The organism is Pseudomonas savastanoi (assembly GCF_020917325.1).
GTDB lineage: Bacteria > Pseudomonadota > Gammaproteobacteria > Pseudomonadales > Pseudomonadaceae > Aquipseudomonas > Aquipseudomonas amygdali.
Genome location: NZ_CP076652.1, coordinates 35,075 through 54,503, shown reverse-complemented (window position 1 = coordinate 54,503; position 19,429 = coordinate 35,075). Strand labels below are relative to the sequence as shown.

The window sequence follows — 19,429 nt, the reverse complement described above, 5'->3', positions numbered from 1 at the left end:
AGTGATCCACCTGTTCAGGACGAAGCTGGTAGACTCCGCCGCCATTATGATTCGACTTCAAAGCCTTACCTTACAGCGTGGTCCGCAACGTCTGCTAGAAGACGCCGAGCTGACCCTGCACGCCGGCCATAAAGCCGGCCTGATCGGTGCCAATGGCGCCGGTAAATCCAGCCTGTTCGCCTTGCTGCGTGGCGAGCTGACGCCCGATGCCGGTGACTGCCTGCTGCCCGCCGACTGGCGTATCGCGCATATGCGTCAGGAGGTCGACACCCTTGAGCGCCTGGGCGTGGACTACGTACTCGATGGCGACGAGCGCCTGCGCGAGGTTCAGCGTCTGCTGGCCGAGGCGGAAGCCGCGCAGGACGGCGCTGCTCAGGCGCGTCTGCATTCGGAGCTCGACAGCGCCGACGGTTATACCGCAGACGCGCGGGCGCGCAAGCTGCTGGCCGGGCTGGGTTTCACCAACGAACAGATGGAACGTCAGGTCGGCAGTTTCTCCGGCGGCTGGCGTATGCGCCTGAACCTCGCGCAGGCGCTGATGTGCCCGTCCGACCTGTTGCTGCTCGACGAACCGACCAACCACTTGGACCTCGACGCCATTCTATGGCTTGAAGACTGGCTCAAAAGCTACCCCGGCACCTTGCTGCTGATTTCCCACGACCGGGATTTTCTGGACGCTGTGGTCGATCACATCGCTCACGTCGAGCAACGCAAGATCACCCTCTATCGTGGCGGCTACAGCGCGTTCGAGCGCGCTCGTGCTGAACGTCTGGCCCAGCAGCAACAGGCCTACGAGAAGCAGCAGGCGCAACGCGCGCACATGGAAAAGTACATCGCGCGCTTCAAGGCCCAGGCCACCAAGGCCCGTCAGGCCCAGAGCCGGATCAAGGCACTGGAGCGCATGGAAGAGCTGTCCGCCGCGCACGTCGATTCGCCGTTCAACTTCGTTTTCCGTGAATCCGACAAGATCTCCAGCCCGTTGCTGGATCTTTCAGACGCGCGTCTGGGTTACGGCGACAAGACCATCCTCGAGAAGGTCAAACTACAACTCACGCCGGGCGCGCGCATCGGCCTGCTGGGCCCCAACGGCGCGGGCAAGTCGACGTTGATCAAAAATCTGGCTGGCGAGCTTGAGCCGCAGAGCGGTCGACTGGTTCGAGGTGAAAACCTCACCGTCGGCTACTTCGCCCAGCATCAGCTTGACTCACTGGATGCCAAGGCCACGCCATTGCTGCACTTGCAGCGTCTGGCACCGACTGAACGTGAACAGACACTGCGCGACTTCCTCGGCGGCTTCGATTTCCGTGGCGCGCGTCTGGATGAGCCGGTGCTGAATTTCTCCGGTGGCGAGAAAGCGCGTCTGGCGCTGGCGCTGATTGCCTGGGAAAAGCCCAACCTGTTGCTGCTCGATGAACCGACCAACCACCTGGACCTGGAGATGCGCCTGGCGCTGACCATGGCCTTGCAGGAGTTCGGTGGCGCGGTACTGGTGGTGTCTCACGATCGGCACTTGCTCAAGAGCACCACCGATGACTTCCTGCTGGTGGCTGACGGCCGCGTACAGGAGTTCGACGGCGATCTGGATGACTACACGCGCTGGCTGGCCGATTACCGCCTGCGCAACGCCCCGGTCAGCACCACGCCAGTCAACGCCGACAAGACTGACAAGAAAGCCCAGCGTCAGCAGGCAGCGGCCTTGCGTCAGCAACTGGCACCGCACAAGCGTGAAGCCGACAAGCTGGAGCGTGACCTTGGGCTGGTGAATGAAAAACTCGCCAAGGTCGAAGAAGCGCTGGCGGACAGCACCAACTACGAGGCGGCCAACAAGGACAAACTGCGCGACCTGCTGGCCGAGCAGGCAAAGTTGAAGGTACGTGAGTCCGAGCTGGAAGACGCCTGGATGCAGGCACTGGAACTGCTGGAGTCCATGCAAGCCGAACTGGAAGCATTGTCGTGAGTGGGGCGGGGAAGTGATGGACATGTTGGGCTTGCCGGTATCCGCGTACTGGCTTGAACCGTTGCTGATCGGTATGCAGATTCTGCTGATCCTGTTGGCCGGTTATGTATTGCAGCGCATCGTGGGCGGTTTTCTGACCGGTCTGGGCGAGCGCTACCCATTGCCGCCAGAGCTACTGGTGCCGGTGCGTGGCGGCTTGCGCTGGTTGATCATGGGCAGCGCTTTCGTCTTCGTCCTCGGCCGGCTCGGGGTATCGGCTACGGTGCTGTGGACGGCCCTGTCCGGCTTTGTCGCCGTCGCGGCGGTGGCATTCTTCGCGATGTGGAGCGTGCTGTCGAACCTGCTCTGCGCCATTTTGATCTTCACCATCGGCCCGTTCCGCATCGGTGACATGGTCGAGCTGGTCGATACGCTGGACAAGCCCGGCGTAAAGGGTCGCGTGGTCGCCATCAATCTGATGTTCACCACCCTGATCGAGACCCCGGAAGCCGGTGGCGCGCTGGTTCAGGTGCCCAATAGCCAGTTCTTCCAGAAATCGGTCCGGCGCTGGCGTGGCAGTGATCTGTTTCCACAGATGGTGGTTGCTAAGCAGCCTGACGAGCAGGATTAAAAATAGTTAGCCTTCCAAGGCGTTAACCACTAATTTATCGGGCATTCGACTTTGCTTGAGGTGTGTGATGGCGCTTGAAACGTGGCTGGGCTTCTTTGCGGCCTGCTGGATTATCAGCCTTTCCCCCGGTGCAGGCGCTATCGCCTCGATGTCCTGCGGCCTGCAATACGGTTTTCTGCGCGGCTACTGGAATGCCTTGGGGCTGCAAATTGCCCTGGTGGCGCAAATCGCGATTGTTGCTGCCGGGCTTGGCGCGGTATTGGCAGCTTCCGAGATGGCCTTCACGCTGATCAAGTGGTTCGGCGTGGCATACCTGGTCTATCTCGGCATCAAGCAATGGCGTGCATTGCCTACTGACCTTGGCGACGAGTCTGCCGTGCGCCCTGTCGGCAAACCGATGACGCTGGTGATCCGCGGTTTTCTGGTCAATATCAGCAACCCCAAGGCTCTGATCTTCATGCTGGCGATTTTGCCGCAATTCATCGAACCGGCTGCTCCGCTGCTCATCCAGTACGTCATCATCGCGGCGACCATGGTTGTGGTCGATCTGATCGTGATGGCGGGCTACACCGGGCTGGCGTCGAAGGTGCTGCGCATGCTCAAGACGCCTCGCCAGCAGCGTCGCTTGAACCGTACGTTTGCCAGCCTGTTCGTAGGGGCGGCGGGGTTTCTGGCCACACTGCATCGCGGTACAGCGTAAACCTGCCAACCTCTTCAAGCCTTTGAACGGGCAAACGTCCTGTTCAAAGGCTATATGAAGGCCGAACGTAAGATTCTGTAACAAAAACAGACCTCGACTCTTGAGTAGTGCTCTTGCGGCGTTAACAATGCACCGCATCGCATTCCTGTCGAGATTCTGCAATGCCCCTCCGTTCTCGTTTCCTTGCCTGGCTGCTGATGCCGCTACTGGTGCTGTGCAGCGGCGTCACGCTGGCTGATCCTGTCGAGGGCGCAGCCCAGGCGTTGCATCTGCTGGATTATCTGGGTGCCGACTATCCGGCCACTGTGGCGGATGGCAAGGTCGTGAATACCGCCGAGTATCAGCAGCAGGTCGACAACCTGGCAGCGCTGCAAAGCCTCGTCGTGGCCCTGCCGCAACGCGCAGAGCGTGCTGATCTGGAGCAGGCCGTCACGCAGCTGAAAAACGCCGTGGCGAGTCGACAGGACGGCGTACAGGTAGCTCGTCAGGCGCGGCAGTTGAGTGCGAAGCTGGCACTTGCCTACGAAGTCAGCCAGGCCCCGGCCATTACTCCGGACCCGGCCCGTGGTGCGCCACTTTACGCTCAGCATTGCTCGGTCTGTCATGGCGATAGCGGCGCAGGCGACGGCCCGGCAGGCATCGGTCTGGAGCCGCCTCCCTCGAACCTGCGTGACTCGGCACGGCTGGATCGCCTGAGTCTTTATGATCTCTACAACGCGACCGGGCTGGGCATCGCCGGGACCGACATGCCCGCATTTGCCGATCAACTGGACGACCGCCAACGCTGGGACATCGCGACCTATATCGCCGGTTTCAGTGCGCAACCGGTTGCCAACCCGGCCAAGACCTTCAACATCGCCGACCTGGCTCGTCAGACACCTGCCGAAGTTCAGACAGCCGAAGGTCCGGATGCCAGCGCAACCTTCCGTGCCCAGCGTGCGCAGCCGCCACAGGTGCAGCGCGGCCCGGCGCAACTGCTGGATTACACCAGTGTAACGCTGGACAAAAGCCTGGCTGCCTACAAGAGCGGTGATCGCGAGCAGGCCTATGACTTGTCGGTGGCAGCGTATCTGGAAGGTTTCGAACTGGTCGAAAGCTCACTGGATAACGTAGACGCCAATGTGCGCAAGGACACTGAAAAAAGCCTGATGGCTTACCGACAGTCCTTGCAGGACAGCCTGCCGCTGGCGCAGGTTGCCCAAAAGCTGGAAGCGGCCAAAGGCAAGCTCAAGGAATCGGCGGGGCTGTTGGGCAGCGATGGTCTGAGCCTGTCGCTGAGCTACGTTTCGGGCCTGTTGATTCTGCTGCGTGAAGGACTGGAAGCGATTCTGGTACTGGCGGCGATTCTGGCGTTTCTGCGCAATACCGGCCAGCAGTCTGCGGTGCGCAGCGTCAACATCGGCTGGGGTCTGGCGCTGCTGGCAGGGCTGGGTACCTGGGCACTGGCGGCCTATGTCATCGACGTCAGCGGCGCACAGCGTGAATTGCTGGAAGGTGCCACCGCGCTGTTTGCCAGCGTAATGGTGCTCTGGCTTGGTGTGTGGATGCACGACCGTCGTCATGCCGCCGCATGGCAGGACTATGTCAAAAGCAGTCTGGTCGGCGGCGGTGGTCGTTTCGGCTTCGCGGTGCTGGCGTTCTTCTCGGTGTATCGCGAGCTGTTCGAAGTCATCCTGTTCTATGAAACCCTGTGGTTGCAGGCAGGACCCGCCGGGCACGATGCCGTGCTGGCGGGTGGTGCCACGGCGCTGGTGCTGCTCGTGGGCCTGGCATGGGTCATCCTGCGCGGTTCGGCGAAGCTGCCGCTGTCGCTGTTCTTCGGCATCAACGCTGCGCTGCTGTGCGCGCTGTCAGTGGTGTTTGCCGGTCATGGCGTCAAGGCACTGCAGGAAGCGGGCATATTCGGTACAAGGCCCGTGCCGTTCTTCGAGTTCGACTGGCTGGGCATTCATGCTGACCTGTACTCGCTGAGCGCACAGGCCATTGCCCTGACCGCCATTGCGGTGCTGTACGGCAGAAGTCGTCTGGCAGAGAAACGCAGGCTTCAGGCAGCAGGCTGAGGGTTCAATATCTGGACGGACACGTGGCGCCTGCTGCGTGTCCGCAATAGACTAATAAGTATTATTAACTCCCGCCGTTAGATACGTTCCTCCCTGTACAAACAACCACCTGTTACTTCTGCCAGTAGACGCACTTTCTTGTCAGGCCTAGTGTAGCGAAACGCCAACTCGGCTACCGGGTACTGGCGCATTTACCTGAGAACGAGGTGGGTGATGGTCAAGTACGAGATTCGGTTGTGGGCTGAAGACACCAAGCGACATAACCATCCTGTAATAGCCATTGAGTTTTATGAGGACAATGAGCTGCAAGAACATGCCCTGATAAAACTTTATCCTCATGGACGATACGAAATAATAGGAGGCCAACTGGGCAGGGATGAGGAAGTACTCCATGTTCTGGCGTTGGCGTTCAGGAAGAAGGTGGCTGAGCTGGCGGATTGGTAAGGCCCGGCTTAGGCTTGGCGCAAAACCTTAATTTTTACAGGTGCCGGAAAGGTCCGCAGTGCTGGCATCTCAATCAATAAAAGAGGATTGAGAACATGGCTAATTATGAAATCAGAATTTCTAGTGACGATTTTGAAAGTGATGGAGTTCCTGAGGTTTTGGTGGAGTTCTGGAACCTTGATAAGTCGGTAGACACCGACTATACGCTTCCTGGGCTCAAGATTTTAGTTACTCAAAAAGGTGAACTATCCCATACGGCTTATGCTACTACACCAGAATTGGGCAAGCCCTACGACACCGTTAAAAGCGGTGCTGATGTCGACGGAGTAGCAGGTGTTGGCCAGGCAGATAATGAACTTGTTCTGGGTCTGGTCAACGCATTTGTAAAACTGAAAATTTCCAGCCAGTAAAGCCGTGCGTGCGAAGACCCTCAGCCTCTATCTTGCGCAAAGGGGCGTTTTATACGCCCCTTTTTAGCGATGGATCAATCAACCCAAATCCACCGGCTTCTTCAACTTCGGATTCGGAAAAAACTGCACACCCTGCACCTTCGGGTCTGCCGGTTTGACCACCACCTTGTTGACCCGCGTACCCAGCTCCTTCGGTATCGAAATACCTTGTTCGTTGAGCGTATCGCTGTAGCCGCAACCCACGCACTCGCGGTGCGGCACGTCGTTTTCGCTCCACATCATGAGCTTGTCAGGCTCGCTGCATGCCGGGCAAACAGCCCCGGCAATGAAGCGTTTCTTGGTAATGATTACCGGTGTATCGGTCATGCTGCCGCGTCCTCACTCAAGCCACTGTGACGCAAGAGTGCGTCAATCGACGGCTCGCGTCCGCGGAAGTCGACGAACAGCACCATCGGCGCCTGTGAACCGCCACGGGCCAGAATGGCTTCGCGGAAGGCACGGCCGGTTTCAGCGTTGAGCACACCGTCTTCCTCGAATTTCGAGAACGCATCGGCAGACAGCACTTCGGCCCACTTGTAGCTGTAATAACCGGCTGCATAGCCGCCTGCGAAGATGTGCGCGAAGCTGTTCGGGAAGCGGTTGTAGGCAGGCGGACGCATGACCGACACTTCATCACGAACGCCTTCCAGCACTTCAAGTACGCTGCGGCCATCGCCGTGGGTGGCGTGCAATTCAAAGTCGAACAGCGAGAACTCCAGCTGACGCACCATCATCAGGCCGGACTGGAAGTTCTTGGCGGCGAGCATTTTCTCCAGCAGGTCCTGCGGCAATGGCTCGCCGGTTTCGTAATGACCGGAGATCAGCGCCAGGCCTTCGGGCTCCCAGCACCAGTTTTCCATGAACTGGCTCGGCAACTCGACTGCGTCCCAGGCCACGCCGTTGATACCGGATACGCCGGCATGATCGATGCGGGTCAGGAGATGATGCAGGCCATGACCGAATTCGTGGAACAGCGTGGTGACTTCATCGTGGGTCAGCAGTGCAGGCTTGCCCGCGACAGCAGGCGTGAAGTTGCACACCAGATTGGCCACCGGGCTTTGCAGCGTGCCTTCAGCCGTGCGACGGCGATCACGAGCGCCGTCCATCCAGGCACCGCCACGCTTGTTGGCGCGCGCATACAGATCGAAGAAGAAACGCCCGACGTGCTGGCCGTTTTCCTTGATCTCGAACAGACGAACATCCGGGTGCCAGGTGTCGAAGCCTTTCTGCTCGGCAATCTCGATGCCGTACAGACGCTGGACAATGGCGAACAGGCCGCCAAGCACTTTATCGATGGGGAAGTAGGCGCGCAGGATTTCCTGGGAAACGCTGTAGCGCTGTTCGCGCAGCTTCTCGCCGTAGAAACCGCTGTCCCAGCTTTGCAGATCCGGGCAGCCCTGTTCGGCGGCGTAGGCCTTGAGCTGCTCCAGGTCCTGGGCCGCGAAAGGCTTGCTGCGTTTGGCCAGGTCACGCAGGAAGCTCAGCACCTGATCGCTGGACTCGGCCATCTTGGTTGCCAGGCTCAGCTCGGCGAAGTTCGCGTAGCCAAGCAGTTGGGCCAGTTCCTGACGCAGGTCGAGGATCTGCTCCATGACAGGGGTATTGTCGTTCTTGCCCGCATTCGGGCCTTGATCCGACGCGCGGGTGCAGTAAGCCGCATAGACTTCTTCACGCAGTGCGCGGTCTTCGGCGTAGGTCATCACCGCGTAGTAGCTCGGGAATTCCAGCGTGATCAGGTAGCCTTCCAGATCCTTGGCCTTGGCGGCGGCAGCCATCTGCTGTTTGGCAGAATCGGTCAGACCGGCGAGGGCGGACTCATCGGCGACCAGCTTGGTCCAGGCCTGAGTGGCATCGAGCAACTGGTTGGAAAACTGGCTGCCCAGCTCCGACAGTTTGCTCTGCACTTCGGCGTAACGCTTCTGCTGTTCAGGCGGCAGATCGATGCCGGACAGGCGGAAGTCGCGCAGCGATTGCTCCAGAATGGTCTTCTGACCGACGTCGAAGGTGGCGGCTTCAGGGCCGTTGGCCAGCGCTTCATAGGCCTGAAACAGCGCGCGGTTCTGGCCCATCTCGGTGGAGTAGGCGCTCAACGCAGGCAGGCACGATTCGTACGCTTCGCGCAGCTCGGCGCTGTTGCACACGGCATTCAGGTGGCTGACCGGGCTCCATGCCGCGCCAAGGCGGTCATTCAATTCGTCCATCGTCAGCACCAACCCGGCCCAAGTCGGTGTCGACCCCTGTTTGGCGAGGATGTCGGCAATCGCGGCACGGTTGTCCGCCAGAGTTTTTTCAATAGCAGGTTTGACATGTTCGGCACGAATCGCCGAAAAGGGTGGCAGGTCGTACGATTGCAGAAGAGGGTTGTTCGCGCTCACGGTTTTGCACCTTGGCTGGAAGAAACACCCAGCCATCTTAATTACAATCGACGCCGACCGCAGCAACCAAACCCGCTCTGCACGCCTATCACTGCCAAAGAAGGAGCCTATCGTGGCCATTCGCAAGTTTCAGGAACACACCCCGGCCCTCGGCGAACGGGCCTTTGTCGACCATTCAGCGGTGGTTATCGGCGATGTTGAAATCGGTGCCGACAGCTCCGTCTGGCCATTGACGGTGGTACGCGGCGACATGCACCGCATCCGCATTGGTGCCCGCACCAGCGTGCAGGACGGCAGCGTGCTGCACATCACCCACGCAGGCCCCTTCAACCCGGACGGTTTCCCGCTGCTGATCGGCGACGAAGTGACCATCGGCCACAAGGCCATGCTGCATGGCTGCACAATCGGCAACCGCATCCTGGTCGGCATGGGCACGACGATCATGGACGGCGCGGTTGTCGAAGACGAAGTCATCATCGGCGCAGGCAGCCTGGTACCGCCCGGTAAAGTGCTGGAAAGCGGCTTTCTGTATGTCGGCCGCCCGGTCAAACAGGTGCGTGCATTAACCGACAAGGAAATCGCCTTTTTTCCGTACAGCGCCACTAATTACGTGAAGCTCAAGGATCAGCATCTGGCGGAGGGGTTTGATCAGGCCTGACTATCGTTCCTACGCTCCAGCGTAGGAATGCATCCCGTGCCGCTCTGCGTCACAAATCTGCACAGCGCCGCTCACTCGAGACCGGACGCAGAGCGTCCAGAAAGGCATTACCACGCGGAGCGTAGTAACGAGAATCCATCAAGGCATCAACCGCTGTAGCGCCGCCTTGCGCGCCTCGACCGGCATCCCTCCCAACTTCTCCACAGCATTGAAAAACGCCACCCAATCGCCATTCACCTGCCTGAACAACGCCGCAAACGCTGGCACCCACTGATCATAAAGGCCAAACGGCAGCAGCTTGGCGTTGTTCATCGGGCTGTTGATCCAGGCATCAAAACGCTTGTCGCCCGCCCATTGCTCATCACGCAACTTGCGGTAGTCACTGCGCAACCGCTCAAACTCTTCAGCCTTGCGCGCGCGCATCACTTCAGCAGACAGCGGCTGGCGATACAACGCCTTGAGCCGCTCCCGAGTATCGAGCACCAGTTGCGTAAACTGATCACGCCGTGCGGACTGCGAAACACTCTCCGGCGGCAACCCCCGTGCCGCACGCCACTGCCGCGTACCTTCCTGTTCGACGAAGCTGGCGTAGGACTCGTTGAACTCGGTGTCGTCTTTCACATAAAACCGCTGATGCGCCAGTTCATGGAAAATCAGCGTGGCCAGACGCTCGTCACCCCAGCCCATCATCGAACTGAGAATCGGGTCATTGAACCAGCCCAGTGTCGAATAGGCTTCCACACCACTCAAATACACATCCTTACCCGCCTGCCGCTGCAACGCCGCCTCACCACGCGCCCCGCCAGGGCTGTAATAACCGCGATACGCGACACACCCGGCAATCGGAAAACAATGCGTGACAGGCTCCAGCGAAAACTCGTCGGTGGCGAACACATTCCACACCACATAAGGCCGCCCCAGATCCGCATACAGGCGATAGCTCTGGTTATCCGGCAGATGCAAATGCTCAGTGGCAAACGTCCGCGCCAACTGTGAACGGGCCAGACGCTCACGCAACCCGGCATCCCGCTTCGGGTCAGCGACGATCTTCGCCACCGGTTCGCGAGCCTGCAGCAATTGCCACTGTCCTTGAGCCAACTGACCGTAGTAGGAAACGCTGGAACAGCCGGCAAGCAGCGTGACGGCCATCAGTGAAATGACGCGACAAAGGCGTGGAGCGGTCAGTGTGGACATGAGCGGGAGGGCTTTGGTGATTTGGACAGGGTGATGTTATGCCGGACGGGCAGGGAGATGTGCAACTGTCGAGATTCGCCGATTAAAAAGTGATTCGACAAGATCGAACCTTGCGCCGATAGCCGGGCGTTGCACCTGTGGTTTATGAAGCGCTTACGGCGAACGCTGGAACCGGAGGGCACAGCAGAGCCTGAAGAAAGTACGTCAGCCCGGGCGCACGCTCACCAGGAGAGTGCGCCCGGGCTGCCAGGTTAGGGGAGTGCTATCCGTGAATGGTCGGATCAGGACGTTGTTCTGGCCAGCCACGGGAATGTGGACCGGGGCAGGTAATAAACGTGAAGGCTCCAGTTGCAGCCTCGATCATAGTTGCTTTCAACGTAGAAGGACCCTGATGTTTTCCCAATCATCGCACCGTTGCACTTCCAGTCGCCGTTGGTTTCACTGTTCCAGCCGTTTTGAATGTACCAGCCGGTAATAATAGCCCCCCCTTCAGACGGGTCGAACGGGAACGAGAAGGTGTGGCTTTGGTGGCCGATTGTCCAGTCAGCGCTGTAATGCTGACTGTCCTCCTGAATTGAAACATTGGTAAGTTCGGTGGATTTGATCCCGGCCGACGTCGAATAGACACCGCTCGCTGACTCATTCGGCGGTGAGAGCGTCAGGCTCTGATAGAAAGAGAACAACGCGAGCGAAGGTTGAAGGCTTCTGGTCAGCTCAGAGACTTGCTGACTTAACTGACTTGCCGCGTCAGGCTCGTAAAGCAACGTGCCGATACGTGCGCTGTACTGATTCGTTAAGTATTGCTGCGTGTCCGCTACAGTATTGATGCCTTGAACGGGCGGGGTGAGGCTGTAGGGCTGGGTGGAGTAATAGCCCGGAATGGCCGACGTGAGTGACTCCAGTTCCTGCAACTGAAACGCGATGGTCTTGACCTTGGCAAAGTTATCGGGGTTTAGCGGTAACGTATTGGGAATGTGGTTATCGATCTGGGAATAATGAATCAGCCTGGCACGACGCGGAACAGGCTGCAGGTTTTCTGTAAACCACTTCAATATAGTGGGAATGCTGTTAGCGTCAGCCCCGACAGGAGGCGCTTTTCCTGACGTCCCGTTCATGGTGACCGCCACCTTCACATGAACATCGCTTGAGCTTGCCAGCGACTCGAATTCCGCAGCCCCGGACGCGCTTAATATGTCTTTCTTACCGGCAACGGCTGCTCTGAAAGTCTGCAGCGCAGTAGTCGTCGTTGTGCTGCACGTATAAGTAGCCACGAAGCGCGAGCCGAATTTCGCGGTGGCAACGAAGTAATCGCCATACGTGTCCCGAAAGCCAGCAGGGTTCGAGCTTGCCAACTCACTGGCTTGAGGGGTGAAGGCTGGCGCTGGACTCAGCGAGGCATAATCCGCGTCTGTCACGTCATAGAAAGCCAATATCGTCAACGAGGTTTCAGAGTACGTGACATTGGACAAATATGACGCGGATGCCGATGCACTGGCGGCACCTACATTGTATTCGCCCTGAGCTTCCGCTTTGAAAAGTCGGCTATAGTCGTCAGCGGTCGCAATCACTTCGTACTTCTGAACGGTATTTTTCGCCCTACCAGGTTCTGGTGTAATGGGGCTAACTGCTTGTACAGCAAACGCACCACTTTCGGCGTTGATTCCCAAGCCGAAAGAATAGTCATTCCATGGCTGATCATTCAAAGTTCCCGCCAGATTGGTAACTAGCGACTCGCTTTTTTCACCCCGTTTACTCCACATTTTTCACATCCCTAATGTTTTTTTGATTGAGACAGGTTCTGCCATCAACAAAAGCTGTCTATTCCTCGACACATGCTTTGAGGTCACAAGGCACTTAATAAAAATGCACAATCGACAATCAGGAATCAAGAAAATTTTATAGAGCAGTAATAAAATTATTCTATCAATTGACTGTAGAGATCAAAATTCGCGGCTGACTATTCAAACGGTTTTATATAGGCGCACGCAAAGGTGCCAACGCATGAAGCCGATTCACACGCACTTTGAAATGCCATCTTTGTGTGCGAGCTTGCTCGCGAACGCTAATTTTCATTCGAAGTATCTTCAGATGCCTGTCACGCTTATGGCAGGGTAGGCCTGCCGCCTTACATAAACTCACACATCCCGGAACCGCCAAAATGCGCATCACAGCCCCGATAACCGCATTAGCCCTGACAGCTCTCGCCGGATGCGCCGGCCCCTTGCCCACCGTCAACCCGGACATGGCGTGGGTCGACATGCGCACCATCACCGGCCAGTTGATCATGGGCGACAAGCTGGATGGCAAGAACACCTACGACGGGCGTTACTTTCAGGTGACGCCGGGCAGCCATGAGCTGCAGGTGCGTTATGACTATGAGTACCGGTCGGGCGGGCTGGGGATGATCAGTGACGAGTACACCGAGATCACTTGTTACGTCAGTGTTCGATACGACCACTTCGCTGCCGGGCAGCGCTATATGCTGGAAGTACGCTCACTGGCGAACAGCGTCGACGCCTGGCTTTACGATGCAGAGCGCAAGGTGGTGGCCGAAGAGGAAGAAGAGGGCGGGGTGCACTGCATCTGATCAGCGATCGTTACGCTGGTAGATGATCTTTTTACTGCCGTTGTCGCAGCTGCCGACGACCATGTTGGGGTCGGTGGCTTCTTCGTTGCTGACGATTTCAAGCGTGTAGGACGTGACGTTGTTGGCCTGGATCTTGGCTTCGATTTCATCCTTGAGTTCTTCACAGGATTTCGGTGCCGCCAAGGCGCTGGTCGCCAGCAAGGTACAGGTCACTGCCAGAATAAAACGTTTCATGCTCGACTCCTGATCAAAATCAAACCATGCGCCAATGAACGCATGACCGATGAAGCAAGCCAGCTTTATACAGGAGATGAAGGAGCGCACAAGGCGCTCCCGCAAAGCTCGCTGTGAATCAGCTCAACAACGTAGCGTCCAGAGTGATCTTGGCGTTCAATACCTTGGAAACCGGGCAGCCTTCTTTGGCCTTGTTAGTCAGTTCGTCGAACTGCTGCTGTGTAGCGCCTGGTACCTTGGCCTTGAGGGTCAGGTGCACGGCAGTAATCGAGAAGCCGCCATCGACCTGATCCAGAGAAACCTTGGCGTCGGTATCAATGCTTTCAGCCTTAAGGCCCGCTTCTCCGAGAATCATGGACAATGCCATCGAGAAGCAGCCTGCGTGGGCCGCGCCGATCAATTCTTCGGGGTTGGTGCCTTTACCGCCTTCAAAACGAGCGTTGAAGCCGTAAGGCGCTTCACGCAACACGCCGGTTTCCGTGGAAATGCTGCCGATACCGCTTTTCAGATCACCTTCCCAGTGGGCGGATGCTTTCTTGACGATGCTCATGGTGGCTCCTTCTTGGAATGAATTTGGATTGATGCTGTTACAAGGTTCTGAGGATGGACGACTCTGGAAAGTTCAACCGTCGGAAAGACCAAGCGTTTAAGTAGGTTTTTATCCACCTGCCATTGAAAAGCCAGACTTGCGCCCGCACTGCTGTTTCATCGTGGGCAGCTCTAGCAGCCAGCCCATCACAATTTGAGGAGCTACCCCGGCCTATGAAACGTCTGGCAGATGTAAAAATTTCCACCCTTGATCTGGTGCCGGTGCGCCACGACAAAGGGCCCGCCGATTCCCTGCGCAACTCGCTCAACCTTGCCCAGCATGTTGAAAAGCTGGGTTACAACCGCTTCTGGGTGGCCGAGCACCACAACATGGACGGCATCGCCAGTTCAGCGACCTCGGTGCTGCTCGCCTACCTGGCAGGCGGCACGTCGACCATTCGTGTCGGGGCTGGCGGAATCATGCTGCCCAACCATGCACCACTGGTGGTTGCCGAGCAGTTCGGCACGCTGGCCAGCCTGTATCCCGGTCGGATTGATCTGGGGCTGGGTCGCGCGCCGGGTTCCGATCAGATGACCGCTCGCGCCTTGCGCCGCGAACGCTCCGGCAGCGCCGAAGATTTTCCGGATGACGTCACCGAGCTGATGGAATATCTGGGGCCGCGTACGCCTGATCAAAAAGTGATCGCTGTTCCTGGCTCAGACACCAACGTGCCGATCTGGCTACTGGGCTCGAGCCTGTTCAGTGCTCAACTGGCAGGCATGCGCGGTTTGCCGTATGCCTTCGCGTCGCATTTTGCGCCGCGTTACATGCATGAGGCGATTCGCGTGTACCGCAATCACTTCCAGCCATCGGCCGTGCTCGACAAACCCTACGTGATGCTCGGCGTCCCGCTGTCCGCGGCAGACACCGACGAGCACGCCGAATACCTCGCGACATCTGTTTACCAGCGCATCCTGGCGCTGATGCGCGGGCACAGTCTGATGCAGCGCCCACCGGTCGAATCCATGGACGGCCTGTGGCTGCCGCATGAACGTGAAGCGGTGGCGAGCTTCCTGGGGCTGGCGATGGTTGGCGGCCCGGACAAGATCCGCGCCAAACTGGATGTGCTGCTTGAACAGACCGATGCCGATGAACTGATCTTCACGTGCGACATGTATGAGCACGAGGACAGGCTGCGGTCCTACGAGATTCTGGCGCAGGTCGCACAAGGCTGATAGCAACCTTTCGGGTAACAACGCGGGCTTCAAAAACAGCATCGCCCCGGACTGGATGACAGTCCGGGGCGATGCTGTTCGTGAAACCTGCAAACGGGATTAACCGGGCGAACCGACCGAAGTCAGGCCCGGCTGGCAATCAACCGCGCTGGTAAACGATTTCCTTGGTGCCGCCTTCGCAGGTGCCGACGACTTCTTTGTCGGCCGCGCTGCCTTTCTCGACCACTTCCAGCGTGTAGGACGTTACGCCCTTCGCCTGGAGTCTGGCGTCGATTTCACTTTTCAACTCTTCACATGGCTTGCCTGCCGCGAGGGCAGTGCCTGCAATGCTCAGCAAGCCTACAGCCAACAAAAACTTCTTCATGGGTAATCCCTCTCGTCCGGCCAAATGAAGACGCCATCGGAACAGGCGCCCATTGAAAACCCCCACGCCCACACATCAACCGTGTGGCCATATCTGAGTGTGTAGCGCAGGTTATGGCAATCGGCCAGCCGAAAGGTTCAGAAGGGCATCAGCTATTGGTAATGCGGAAGCCGACTTTCAAGGTGACCTGGAAATGCGCGACTTTACCGTTTTCGATATGGCCGCGGGTTTCGGTCACTTCAAACCATTCCATCAGGTCGAGGCTTTTGCTGGCTTCGGCCAGGGCGTTGTTGATGGCGTCTTCGATTGTGGTCGTGGAAGAGCCTACGATTTCAACTTTCTTGTACGTGTGATGATCCGACATGGCAGTTCTCCTGAGGTCTGAAAAAGACGCGATATAGAGCGCGCTCCCTGCTTCTGTCAGGAGAAGGCGCGCAAAAGTTCAGACCTTTGCAAAAATCCCATCGCACTTTCCAAAAAGCCCGGAGTCGGAAACAACACGCCCACTCATCATTGCAGGAGAAACACCATGGCTACTACGTCACTTCGCAAAGCCTCGTTGCAGAGTATGGAAGCTGAGATCGAGAGCCTCCTGAAGTCCCTCGAGGGCCTGAAAGCCGACGCTACCGACGAGTCGCGCAAGACACTGAAGAATCTGAAAGCCAACGCTGAAAGCGCGCTGAGCCACTCGCGCAGCCTGCTCAGCGATGTCTACGAAGACGTTAAAGAGAAAACCCGCGAAAACGCACTGGCAACCCGCGACTACGCTCAGGAACACCCTTGGACCACCGCCGGCGTTGCGGTAGGTGCCATCGGCCTGATCGCTGCCTACATGCTGTTCAAGCGCGGTAACTGATCAGTTTTTGATCGGTTCCCCGGACCGCTTCAGCTCATTTTTTAACCACTGAGCAAGCTGCTGCGCCCGTCCATCGGCCGCACGTCTGGGTACCCAAAGCGCCAGCTGCGCCGGGGTTTCACTGAACCCCCAAGGCGCAGCCAGGCGACCGGCCTTCAGGTCATCGATGACCAGAGGCTCGGGCGCAATTGCAATGCCAAGGCCCGCCACGGCCGCCTCCAGCAAATAATACAAATGCTCGAAACCCTGCCCGTAACGCAATGACTGCGGATCGATACCGTTCTGCTGCGCCCAGCTCGGCCACGCCTGCGGACGCGATGTGGTTTGCAGCAACGATTCTTCCAGCAACGTCTCGGCAGGTGCATCGCACAAGCGCTCGAATCGCGCGAAGCGTGGGCTCAACACCGGTCCGATCCGCTCGCTTGCCAGTTCGAATACCTGCATGTCTGCAGGCCACGGCGGCTCGGCGAATATCAGCAATGCATCCAGGCCGGGCCGGCGCGGATCAAGGTCGCCTTCACCTGCCGACAGGTGCAGGCGCAGGTCCGGCAACTCGGCATTAAGGCGGCTCAAACGCGGTATGAACCATCGCGCCAGCAGGCTGCCGGAACACCCCAACACGAATGGCGCGTCTGCGCTGCCCTTGCTCAGTTCTGCACACACGCCGCGCAGCCGGTCGAATGCTTCGCCACTCACATCGCGTAACCGAATGCCTGCATCTGTGAGTTTCAAGCCTCGCCCGTCCTTGTTGAACAGGCTTACACCCAACTGTTCTTCAAGCACTTTCAATTGGCGACTGACAGCACCGTGGGTCACGTTCAGCTGTTCAGCGGCCTGACTGACGCTGCCAAGTCGGGCGGTACTTTCGAAGGCACGCAGGGCGTTGAGGGGAGGAAGGTCGCGGCTCATGATCTGTGAGTTTTCCTGACAGGTTGCAGCGATCTTATCGGTTTTCATCCAGCCGTGCGCTGGTTAAAGTGGACCCATTGCCAATACGGCTCAACCCATTCGCCCAATACTGCAACTGGAGCACTTCATGACCCAGACCAACTTCCGCAGCGGCCCCGACGCCAACGGCCTGTTCGGCTCATTCGGCGGCCGCTACGTGGCTGAAACCCTGATGCCGCTGGTGCTAGACCTCAACCGCGAGTACGAAGCCGCCAAGGCCGACCCGGAGTTCGCCAAAGAAATGGCCTACTTCCAGCGCGATTACGTGGGCCGTCCAAACCCGCTGTACTTCGCCGAGCGCCTGACCGAGTTCTGTGGCGGCGCGAAAATCTACTTCAAGCGTGAAGAGCTCAATCACACCGGCGCGCACAAGATCAATAACTGCATCGGCCAGGTATTGCTGGCCAAGCGCATGGGCAAAAAACGCCTGATCGCGGAAACCGGCGCGGGCATGCACGGCGTTGCTACCGCTACCGTCGCGGCTCGTTTTGGCTTGCCTTGTGTGATCTACATGGGCGCGACCGACATTGAGCGTCAACAGGCCAACGTGTTCCGCATGAAGCTGCTGGGCGCTGAAATCGTGCCGGTCACTTCCGGCACCGGCACCCTGAAAGATGCGATGAACGAAGCCCTGCGTGACTGGGTGACCAACGTCGACGACACCTTCTACCTGATCGGTACTGTGGCAGGCCCGCACCCGTATCCCGCGATGGTGCGTGATTTCCAGGCCATCATCGGCAAGGAAACCAAAGAGCAGATGCAGGAGAAGGAAGGTCGTCTGCCGGACAGCCTGATCGCCTGCGTGGGCGGCGGCTCCAACGCCATGGGCCTGTTCCATCCGTTCCTCGATGACGCCAGCGTAGAAATCATCGGCGTTGAAGCGGGCGGTCACGGCGTCAGCACCGACAAGCACGCGGCCAGCCTCAATGGCGGCGTACCGGGCGTGCTGCACGGCAACCGTACCTACCTGCTACAGGATGGCGACGGACAGATCACCGACGCGCACTCGATCTCTGCAGGCCTGGACTATCCGGGTATCGGCCCTGAGCACGCCTTCCTGCACGAAGTGAAACGCGTCGAGTACGTCAGCATCACCGATGACGAAGCGCTGGATGCCTTCCATCAATGCTGCCTGCTCGAAGGCATCATCCCGGCACTGGAAACCGCTCACGCACTGGCCGAAGCCATGAAGCGGGCAACCAACCTGCGCGACGACCACCTGATGGTCGTGTGCCTGTCCGGGCGCGGTGACAAAGACATGCAAACCGTCATGAACCATATGGCAGCCGCCGAAAAAACTCAGGAGCAGCTGGTATGAGCCGTCTCGAACAACGTTTCGCCCAACTGAAAACCGAAGGTCGTGCGGCGCTGGTCACCTTCATTACAGCCGGCGACCCAGGCTACGACACCTCGCTGAAAGTCCTGAAGGGCCTGCCTGCTGCGGGTGCTGACGTGATCGAGTTGGGCATGCCGTTCACTGATCCGATGGCAGACGGTGTGGCGATTCAGCTAGCGACCCTGCGTGCTCTGGACGCTGGCCAGACCCTGCAGAAAACCCTGCAAATGGTCAGCGAATTCCGTGTCGACGATCAGACCACGCCGATTGTGCTGATGGGTTACTACAACCCGATCCACCGCTTTGGCGTCGAAGCCTTTGTGGCGCAGGCAAAGGAAGCGGGCGTTGACGGTCTGATCATCGTTGACCTGCCTCCCGAGCACGACGCCGAACTGGCAACGCCTGCTCAGGCATCCGGTATCGACTTCATCCGCTTGACCACGCCAACCACCGACGATGCGCGCCTGCCGCGTGTGTTGGAGCGCAGCTCCGGGTTTGTCTACTACGTGTCGGTTGCAGGTGTGACCGGTGCTGGCTCGGCAACCACCGAGCACGTCACTGAAGCCATCGCACGCTTGCGCCGCCACACCAGTCTGCCGATCAGCGTCGGTTTCGGTATCCGCACACCCGAGCAGGCAGCAGCGATTGCGCGTCTGGCTGACGGCGTGGTCGTGGGCTCGGCGTTCGTTGATAAGATCGCCACTGCCGAGTCGCCTGAAAAGGCAATCGATGGCGTGTTGACCCTGTGCGCCGCATTGGCCGAAGGCGTACGTAACGCACGCAGCGGCTGAGGGTAAAGTTTCTGATACAGAGGAATCAAAGCGCTATCAGCGGTTCTATGTAGCACGACACAAGGGGTTCATGACCAATGTCATGAACCCCTTTTTGCTGCA

General features: G+C 58.5%; 21 protein-coding genes. 12 read left to right on the top strand and 9 right to left on the bottom strand.

Going from position 1 to position 19,429, the window contains the following annotated elements:
* Nucleotides 1-46: 46 nt before the first annotated feature.
* From abc-f to KP808_RS00230, 6 genes are all read left to right on the top strand, one after another.
* The gene (abc-f, locus tag KP808_RS00255) at nt 47-1,957 is read left to right on the top strand and encodes a ribosomal protection-like ABC-F family protein (protein ID WP_005743916.1); all 1,911 of its coding nucleotides are present in this window, start codon (nt 47-49) and stop codon (nt 1,955-1,957) included.
* 16 nt (nt 1,958-1,973) lie between these two features.
* A complete protein-coding gene (locus tag KP808_RS00250) occupies nt 1,974-2,567 on the top strand; it encodes a mechanosensitive ion channel family protein (protein WP_230017228.1) in 594 nt (197 codons plus the stop codon).
* Nucleotides 2,568-2,634: 67 nt separating this feature from the next.
* Entirely contained in the window at nt 2,635-3,267 is a 633-nt protein-coding gene (locus KP808_RS00245; protein WP_058409844.1) for a LysE family transporter, read from the top strand.
* A 161-nt stretch (nt 3,268-3,428) separates the two neighbouring features.
* Nucleotides 3,429-5,327, top strand: a complete 1,899-nt coding sequence (locus KP808_RS00240; RefSeq protein ID WP_230017227.1) for a cytochrome c/FTR1 family iron permease — start codon at nt 3,429-3,431, stop codon at nt 5,325-5,327.
* Nucleotides 5,328-5,540: 213 nt separating this feature from the next.
* Nucleotides 5,541-5,771 (top strand): hypothetical protein, encoded by a 231-nt coding sequence (locus KP808_RS00235; RefSeq protein WP_005743920.1) that lies wholly within the window; start codon nt 5,541-5,543, stop codon nt 5,769-5,771.
* A 95-nt stretch (nt 5,772-5,866) separates the two neighbouring features.
* On the top strand, nt 5,867-6,181 hold the full coding sequence (locus KP808_RS00230; protein ID WP_054994648.1) for a hypothetical protein: 315 nt from the start codon (nt 5,867-5,869) through the stop codon (nt 6,179-6,181).
* Between the two features lie 78 nt (nt 6,182-6,259).
* Here KP808_RS00230 and KP808_RS00225 read toward each other — a convergent pair whose 3' ends face one another.
* Nucleotides 6,260-6,547, bottom strand: a complete 288-nt coding sequence (locus tag KP808_RS00225) for a YheV family putative zinc ribbon protein (RefSeq protein ID WP_005743922.1) — start codon at nt 6,545-6,547, stop codon at nt 6,260-6,262.
* Nucleotides 6,544-8,631 carry an oligopeptidase A gene (prlC, locus tag KP808_RS00220; protein WP_230017226.1) on the bottom strand — a complete coding sequence of 696 codons (2,088 nt, stop codon included), beginning with the start codon at nt 8,629-8,631 and terminating at the stop codon, nt 6,544-6,546. The genes KP808_RS00225 and prlC overlap by 4 nt, the downstream gene beginning before the upstream one ends.
* A gap of 76 nt (nt 8,632-8,707) precedes the next feature.
* On the opposite strand from prlC, the gene KP808_RS00215 reads away from it, so the two are divergent.
* Nucleotides 8,708-9,253, top strand: coding sequence for a gamma carbonic anhydrase family protein (locus KP808_RS00215; RefSeq protein WP_058402455.1), 546 nt, complete (start codon nt 8,708-8,710; stop codon nt 9,251-9,253).
* Nucleotides 9,254-9,391: 138 nt separating this feature from the next.
* Here KP808_RS00215 and KP808_RS00210 read toward each other — a convergent pair whose 3' ends face one another.
* Both KP808_RS00210 and KP808_RS00205 read right to left on the bottom strand, forming a co-directional pair.
* On the bottom strand, nt 9,392-10,447 hold the full coding sequence (locus KP808_RS00210; protein ID WP_230017225.1) for an aminopeptidase: 1,056 nt from the start codon (nt 10,445-10,447) through the stop codon (nt 9,392-9,394).
* 281 nt (nt 10,448-10,728) lie between these two features.
* Entirely contained in the window at nt 10,729-12,207 is a 1,479-nt protein-coding gene (locus KP808_RS00205) for a hypothetical protein (protein ID WP_058402457.1), read from the bottom strand.
* Between the two features lie 398 nt (nt 12,208-12,605).
* On the opposite strand from KP808_RS00205, the gene KP808_RS00200 reads away from it, so the two are divergent.
* Complete coding sequence (locus tag KP808_RS00200) at nt 12,606-13,034, top strand: PA0061/PA0062 family lipoprotein (protein WP_456107274.1); 429 nt, start codon at nt 12,606-12,608, stop codon at nt 13,032-13,034.
* On the opposite strand, the gene KP808_RS00195 is transcribed toward KP808_RS00200, so the two are convergent.
* Entirely contained in the window at nt 13,035-13,268 is a 234-nt protein-coding gene (locus tag KP808_RS00195; protein WP_057403677.1) for a DUF1161 domain-containing protein, read from the bottom strand.
* 118 nt (nt 13,269-13,386) lie between these two features.
* Nucleotides 13,387-13,818, bottom strand: coding sequence for an OsmC family protein (locus KP808_RS00190; RefSeq protein WP_058402459.1), 432 nt, complete (start codon nt 13,816-13,818; stop codon nt 13,387-13,389).
* Between the two features lie 212 nt (nt 13,819-14,030).
* On the opposite strand from KP808_RS00190, the gene KP808_RS00185 reads away from it, so the two are divergent.
* Nucleotides 14,031-15,032 carry an LLM class flavin-dependent oxidoreductase gene (locus KP808_RS00185; RefSeq protein ID WP_004660365.1) on the top strand — a complete coding sequence of 334 codons (1,002 nt, stop codon included), beginning with the start codon at nt 14,031-14,033 and terminating at the stop codon, nt 15,030-15,032.
* Between the two features lie 139 nt (nt 15,033-15,171).
* Here KP808_RS00185 and KP808_RS00180 read toward each other — a convergent pair whose 3' ends face one another.
* Both KP808_RS00180 and KP808_RS00175 read right to left on the bottom strand, forming a co-directional pair.
* Nucleotides 15,172-15,396, bottom strand: a complete 225-nt coding sequence (locus KP808_RS00180) for a DUF1161 domain-containing protein (protein ID WP_058402460.1) — start codon at nt 15,394-15,396, stop codon at nt 15,172-15,174.
* Between the two features lie 148 nt (nt 15,397-15,544).
* Nucleotides 15,545-15,760, bottom strand: coding sequence for a dodecin (locus tag KP808_RS00175; protein ID WP_003318455.1), 216 nt, complete (start codon nt 15,758-15,760; stop codon nt 15,545-15,547).
* A gap of 165 nt (nt 15,761-15,925) precedes the next feature.
* On the opposite strand from KP808_RS00175, the gene KP808_RS00170 reads away from it, so the two are divergent.
* Nucleotides 15,926-16,252, top strand: coding sequence for a DUF883 family protein (locus KP808_RS00170; RefSeq protein WP_003318456.1), 327 nt, complete (start codon nt 15,926-15,928; stop codon nt 16,250-16,252).
* On the opposite strand, the gene KP808_RS00165 is transcribed toward KP808_RS00170, so the two are convergent.
* Nucleotides 16,253-17,209 carry a LysR family transcriptional regulator gene (locus tag KP808_RS00165; protein WP_058402461.1) on the bottom strand — a complete coding sequence of 319 codons (957 nt, stop codon included), beginning with the start codon at nt 17,207-17,209 and terminating at the stop codon, nt 16,253-16,255.
* A gap of 79 nt (nt 17,210-17,288) precedes the next feature.
* On the opposite strand from KP808_RS00165, the gene trpB reads away from it, so the two are divergent.
* A complete protein-coding gene (gene trpB, locus KP808_RS00160) occupies nt 17,289-18,518 on the top strand; it encodes a tryptophan synthase subunit beta (RefSeq protein ID WP_058402462.1) in 1,230 nt (409 codons plus the stop codon).
* Nucleotides 18,515-19,327, top strand: a complete 813-nt coding sequence (gene trpA, locus KP808_RS00155; RefSeq protein ID WP_058402463.1) for a tryptophan synthase subunit alpha — start codon at nt 18,515-18,517, stop codon at nt 19,325-19,327. The genes trpB and trpA overlap by 4 nt, the downstream gene beginning before the upstream one ends.
* The last annotated feature ends 102 nt before the right edge of the window (nt 19,328-19,429 follow it).

What these genes read in the sequence shown, in the direction of transcription:
- abc-f (WP_005743916.1), top strand. Translation starts at nt 47, where the DNA reads ATGATTCGACTTCAAAGCCTTACCTTACAGCGTGGTCCGCAACGTCTG.
- KP808_RS00250 (WP_230017228.1), top strand. Translation starts at nt 1,974, where the DNA reads ATGGACATGTTGGGCTTGCCGGTATCCGCGTACTGGCTTGAACCGTTG.
- KP808_RS00245 (WP_058409844.1), top strand. Translation starts at nt 2,635, where the DNA reads ATGGCGCTTGAAACGTGGCTGGGCTTCTTTGCGGCCTGCTGGATTATC.
- KP808_RS00240 (WP_230017227.1), top strand. Translation starts at nt 3,429, where the DNA reads ATGCCCCTCCGTTCTCGTTTCCTTGCCTGGCTGCTGATGCCGCTACTG.
- KP808_RS00235 (WP_005743920.1), top strand. Translation starts at nt 5,541, where the DNA reads ATGGTCAAGTACGAGATTCGGTTGTGGGCTGAAGACACCAAGCGACAT.
- KP808_RS00230 (WP_054994648.1), top strand. Translation starts at nt 5,867, where the DNA reads ATGGCTAATTATGAAATCAGAATTTCTAGTGACGATTTTGAAAGTGAT.
- KP808_RS00225 (WP_005743922.1), bottom strand. Translation starts at nt 6,547, where the DNA reads ATGACCGATACACCGGTAATCATTACCAAGAAACGCTTCATTGCCGGG.
- prlC (WP_230017226.1), bottom strand. Translation starts at nt 8,631, where the DNA reads ATGGCTGGGTGTTTCTTCCAGCCAAGGTGCAAAACCGTGAGCGCGAAC.
- KP808_RS00210 (WP_230017225.1), bottom strand. Translation starts at nt 10,447, where the DNA reads ATGTCCACACTGACCGCTCCACGCCTTTGTCGCGTCATTTCACTGATG.
- KP808_RS00205 (WP_058402457.1), bottom strand. Translation starts at nt 12,207, where the DNA reads ATGTGGAGTAAACGGGGTGAAAAAAGCGAGTCGCTAGTTACCAATCTG.
- KP808_RS00200 (WP_456107274.1), top strand. Translation starts at nt 12,606, where the DNA reads ATGCGCATCACAGCCCCGATAACCGCATTAGCCCTGACAGCTCTCGCC.
- KP808_RS00195 (WP_057403677.1), bottom strand. Translation starts at nt 13,268, where the DNA reads ATGAAACGTTTTATTCTGGCAGTGACCTGTACCTTGCTGGCGACCAGC.
- KP808_RS00190 (WP_058402459.1), bottom strand. Translation starts at nt 13,818, where the DNA reads ATGAGCATCGTCAAGAAAGCATCCGCCCACTGGGAAGGTGATCTGAAA.
- KP808_RS00185 (WP_004660365.1), top strand. Translation starts at nt 14,031, where the DNA reads ATGAAACGTCTGGCAGATGTAAAAATTTCCACCCTTGATCTGGTGCCG.
- KP808_RS00180 (WP_058402460.1), bottom strand. Translation starts at nt 15,396, where the DNA reads ATGAAGAAGTTTTTGTTGGCTGTAGGCTTGCTGAGCATTGCAGGCACT.
- KP808_RS00175 (WP_003318455.1), bottom strand. Translation starts at nt 15,760, where the DNA reads ATGTCGGATCATCACACGTACAAGAAAGTTGAAATCGTAGGCTCTTCC.
- KP808_RS00170 (WP_003318456.1), top strand. Translation starts at nt 15,926, where the DNA reads ATGGCTACTACGTCACTTCGCAAAGCCTCGTTGCAGAGTATGGAAGCT.
- KP808_RS00165 (WP_058402461.1), bottom strand. Translation starts at nt 17,209, where the DNA reads ATGAAAACCGATAAGATCGCTGCAACCTGTCAGGAAAACTCACAGATC.
- trpB (WP_058402462.1), top strand. Translation starts at nt 17,289, where the DNA reads ATGACCCAGACCAACTTCCGCAGCGGCCCCGACGCCAACGGCCTGTTC.
- trpA (WP_058402463.1), top strand. Translation starts at nt 18,515, where the DNA reads ATGAGCCGTCTCGAACAACGTTTCGCCCAACTGAAAACCGAAGGTCGT.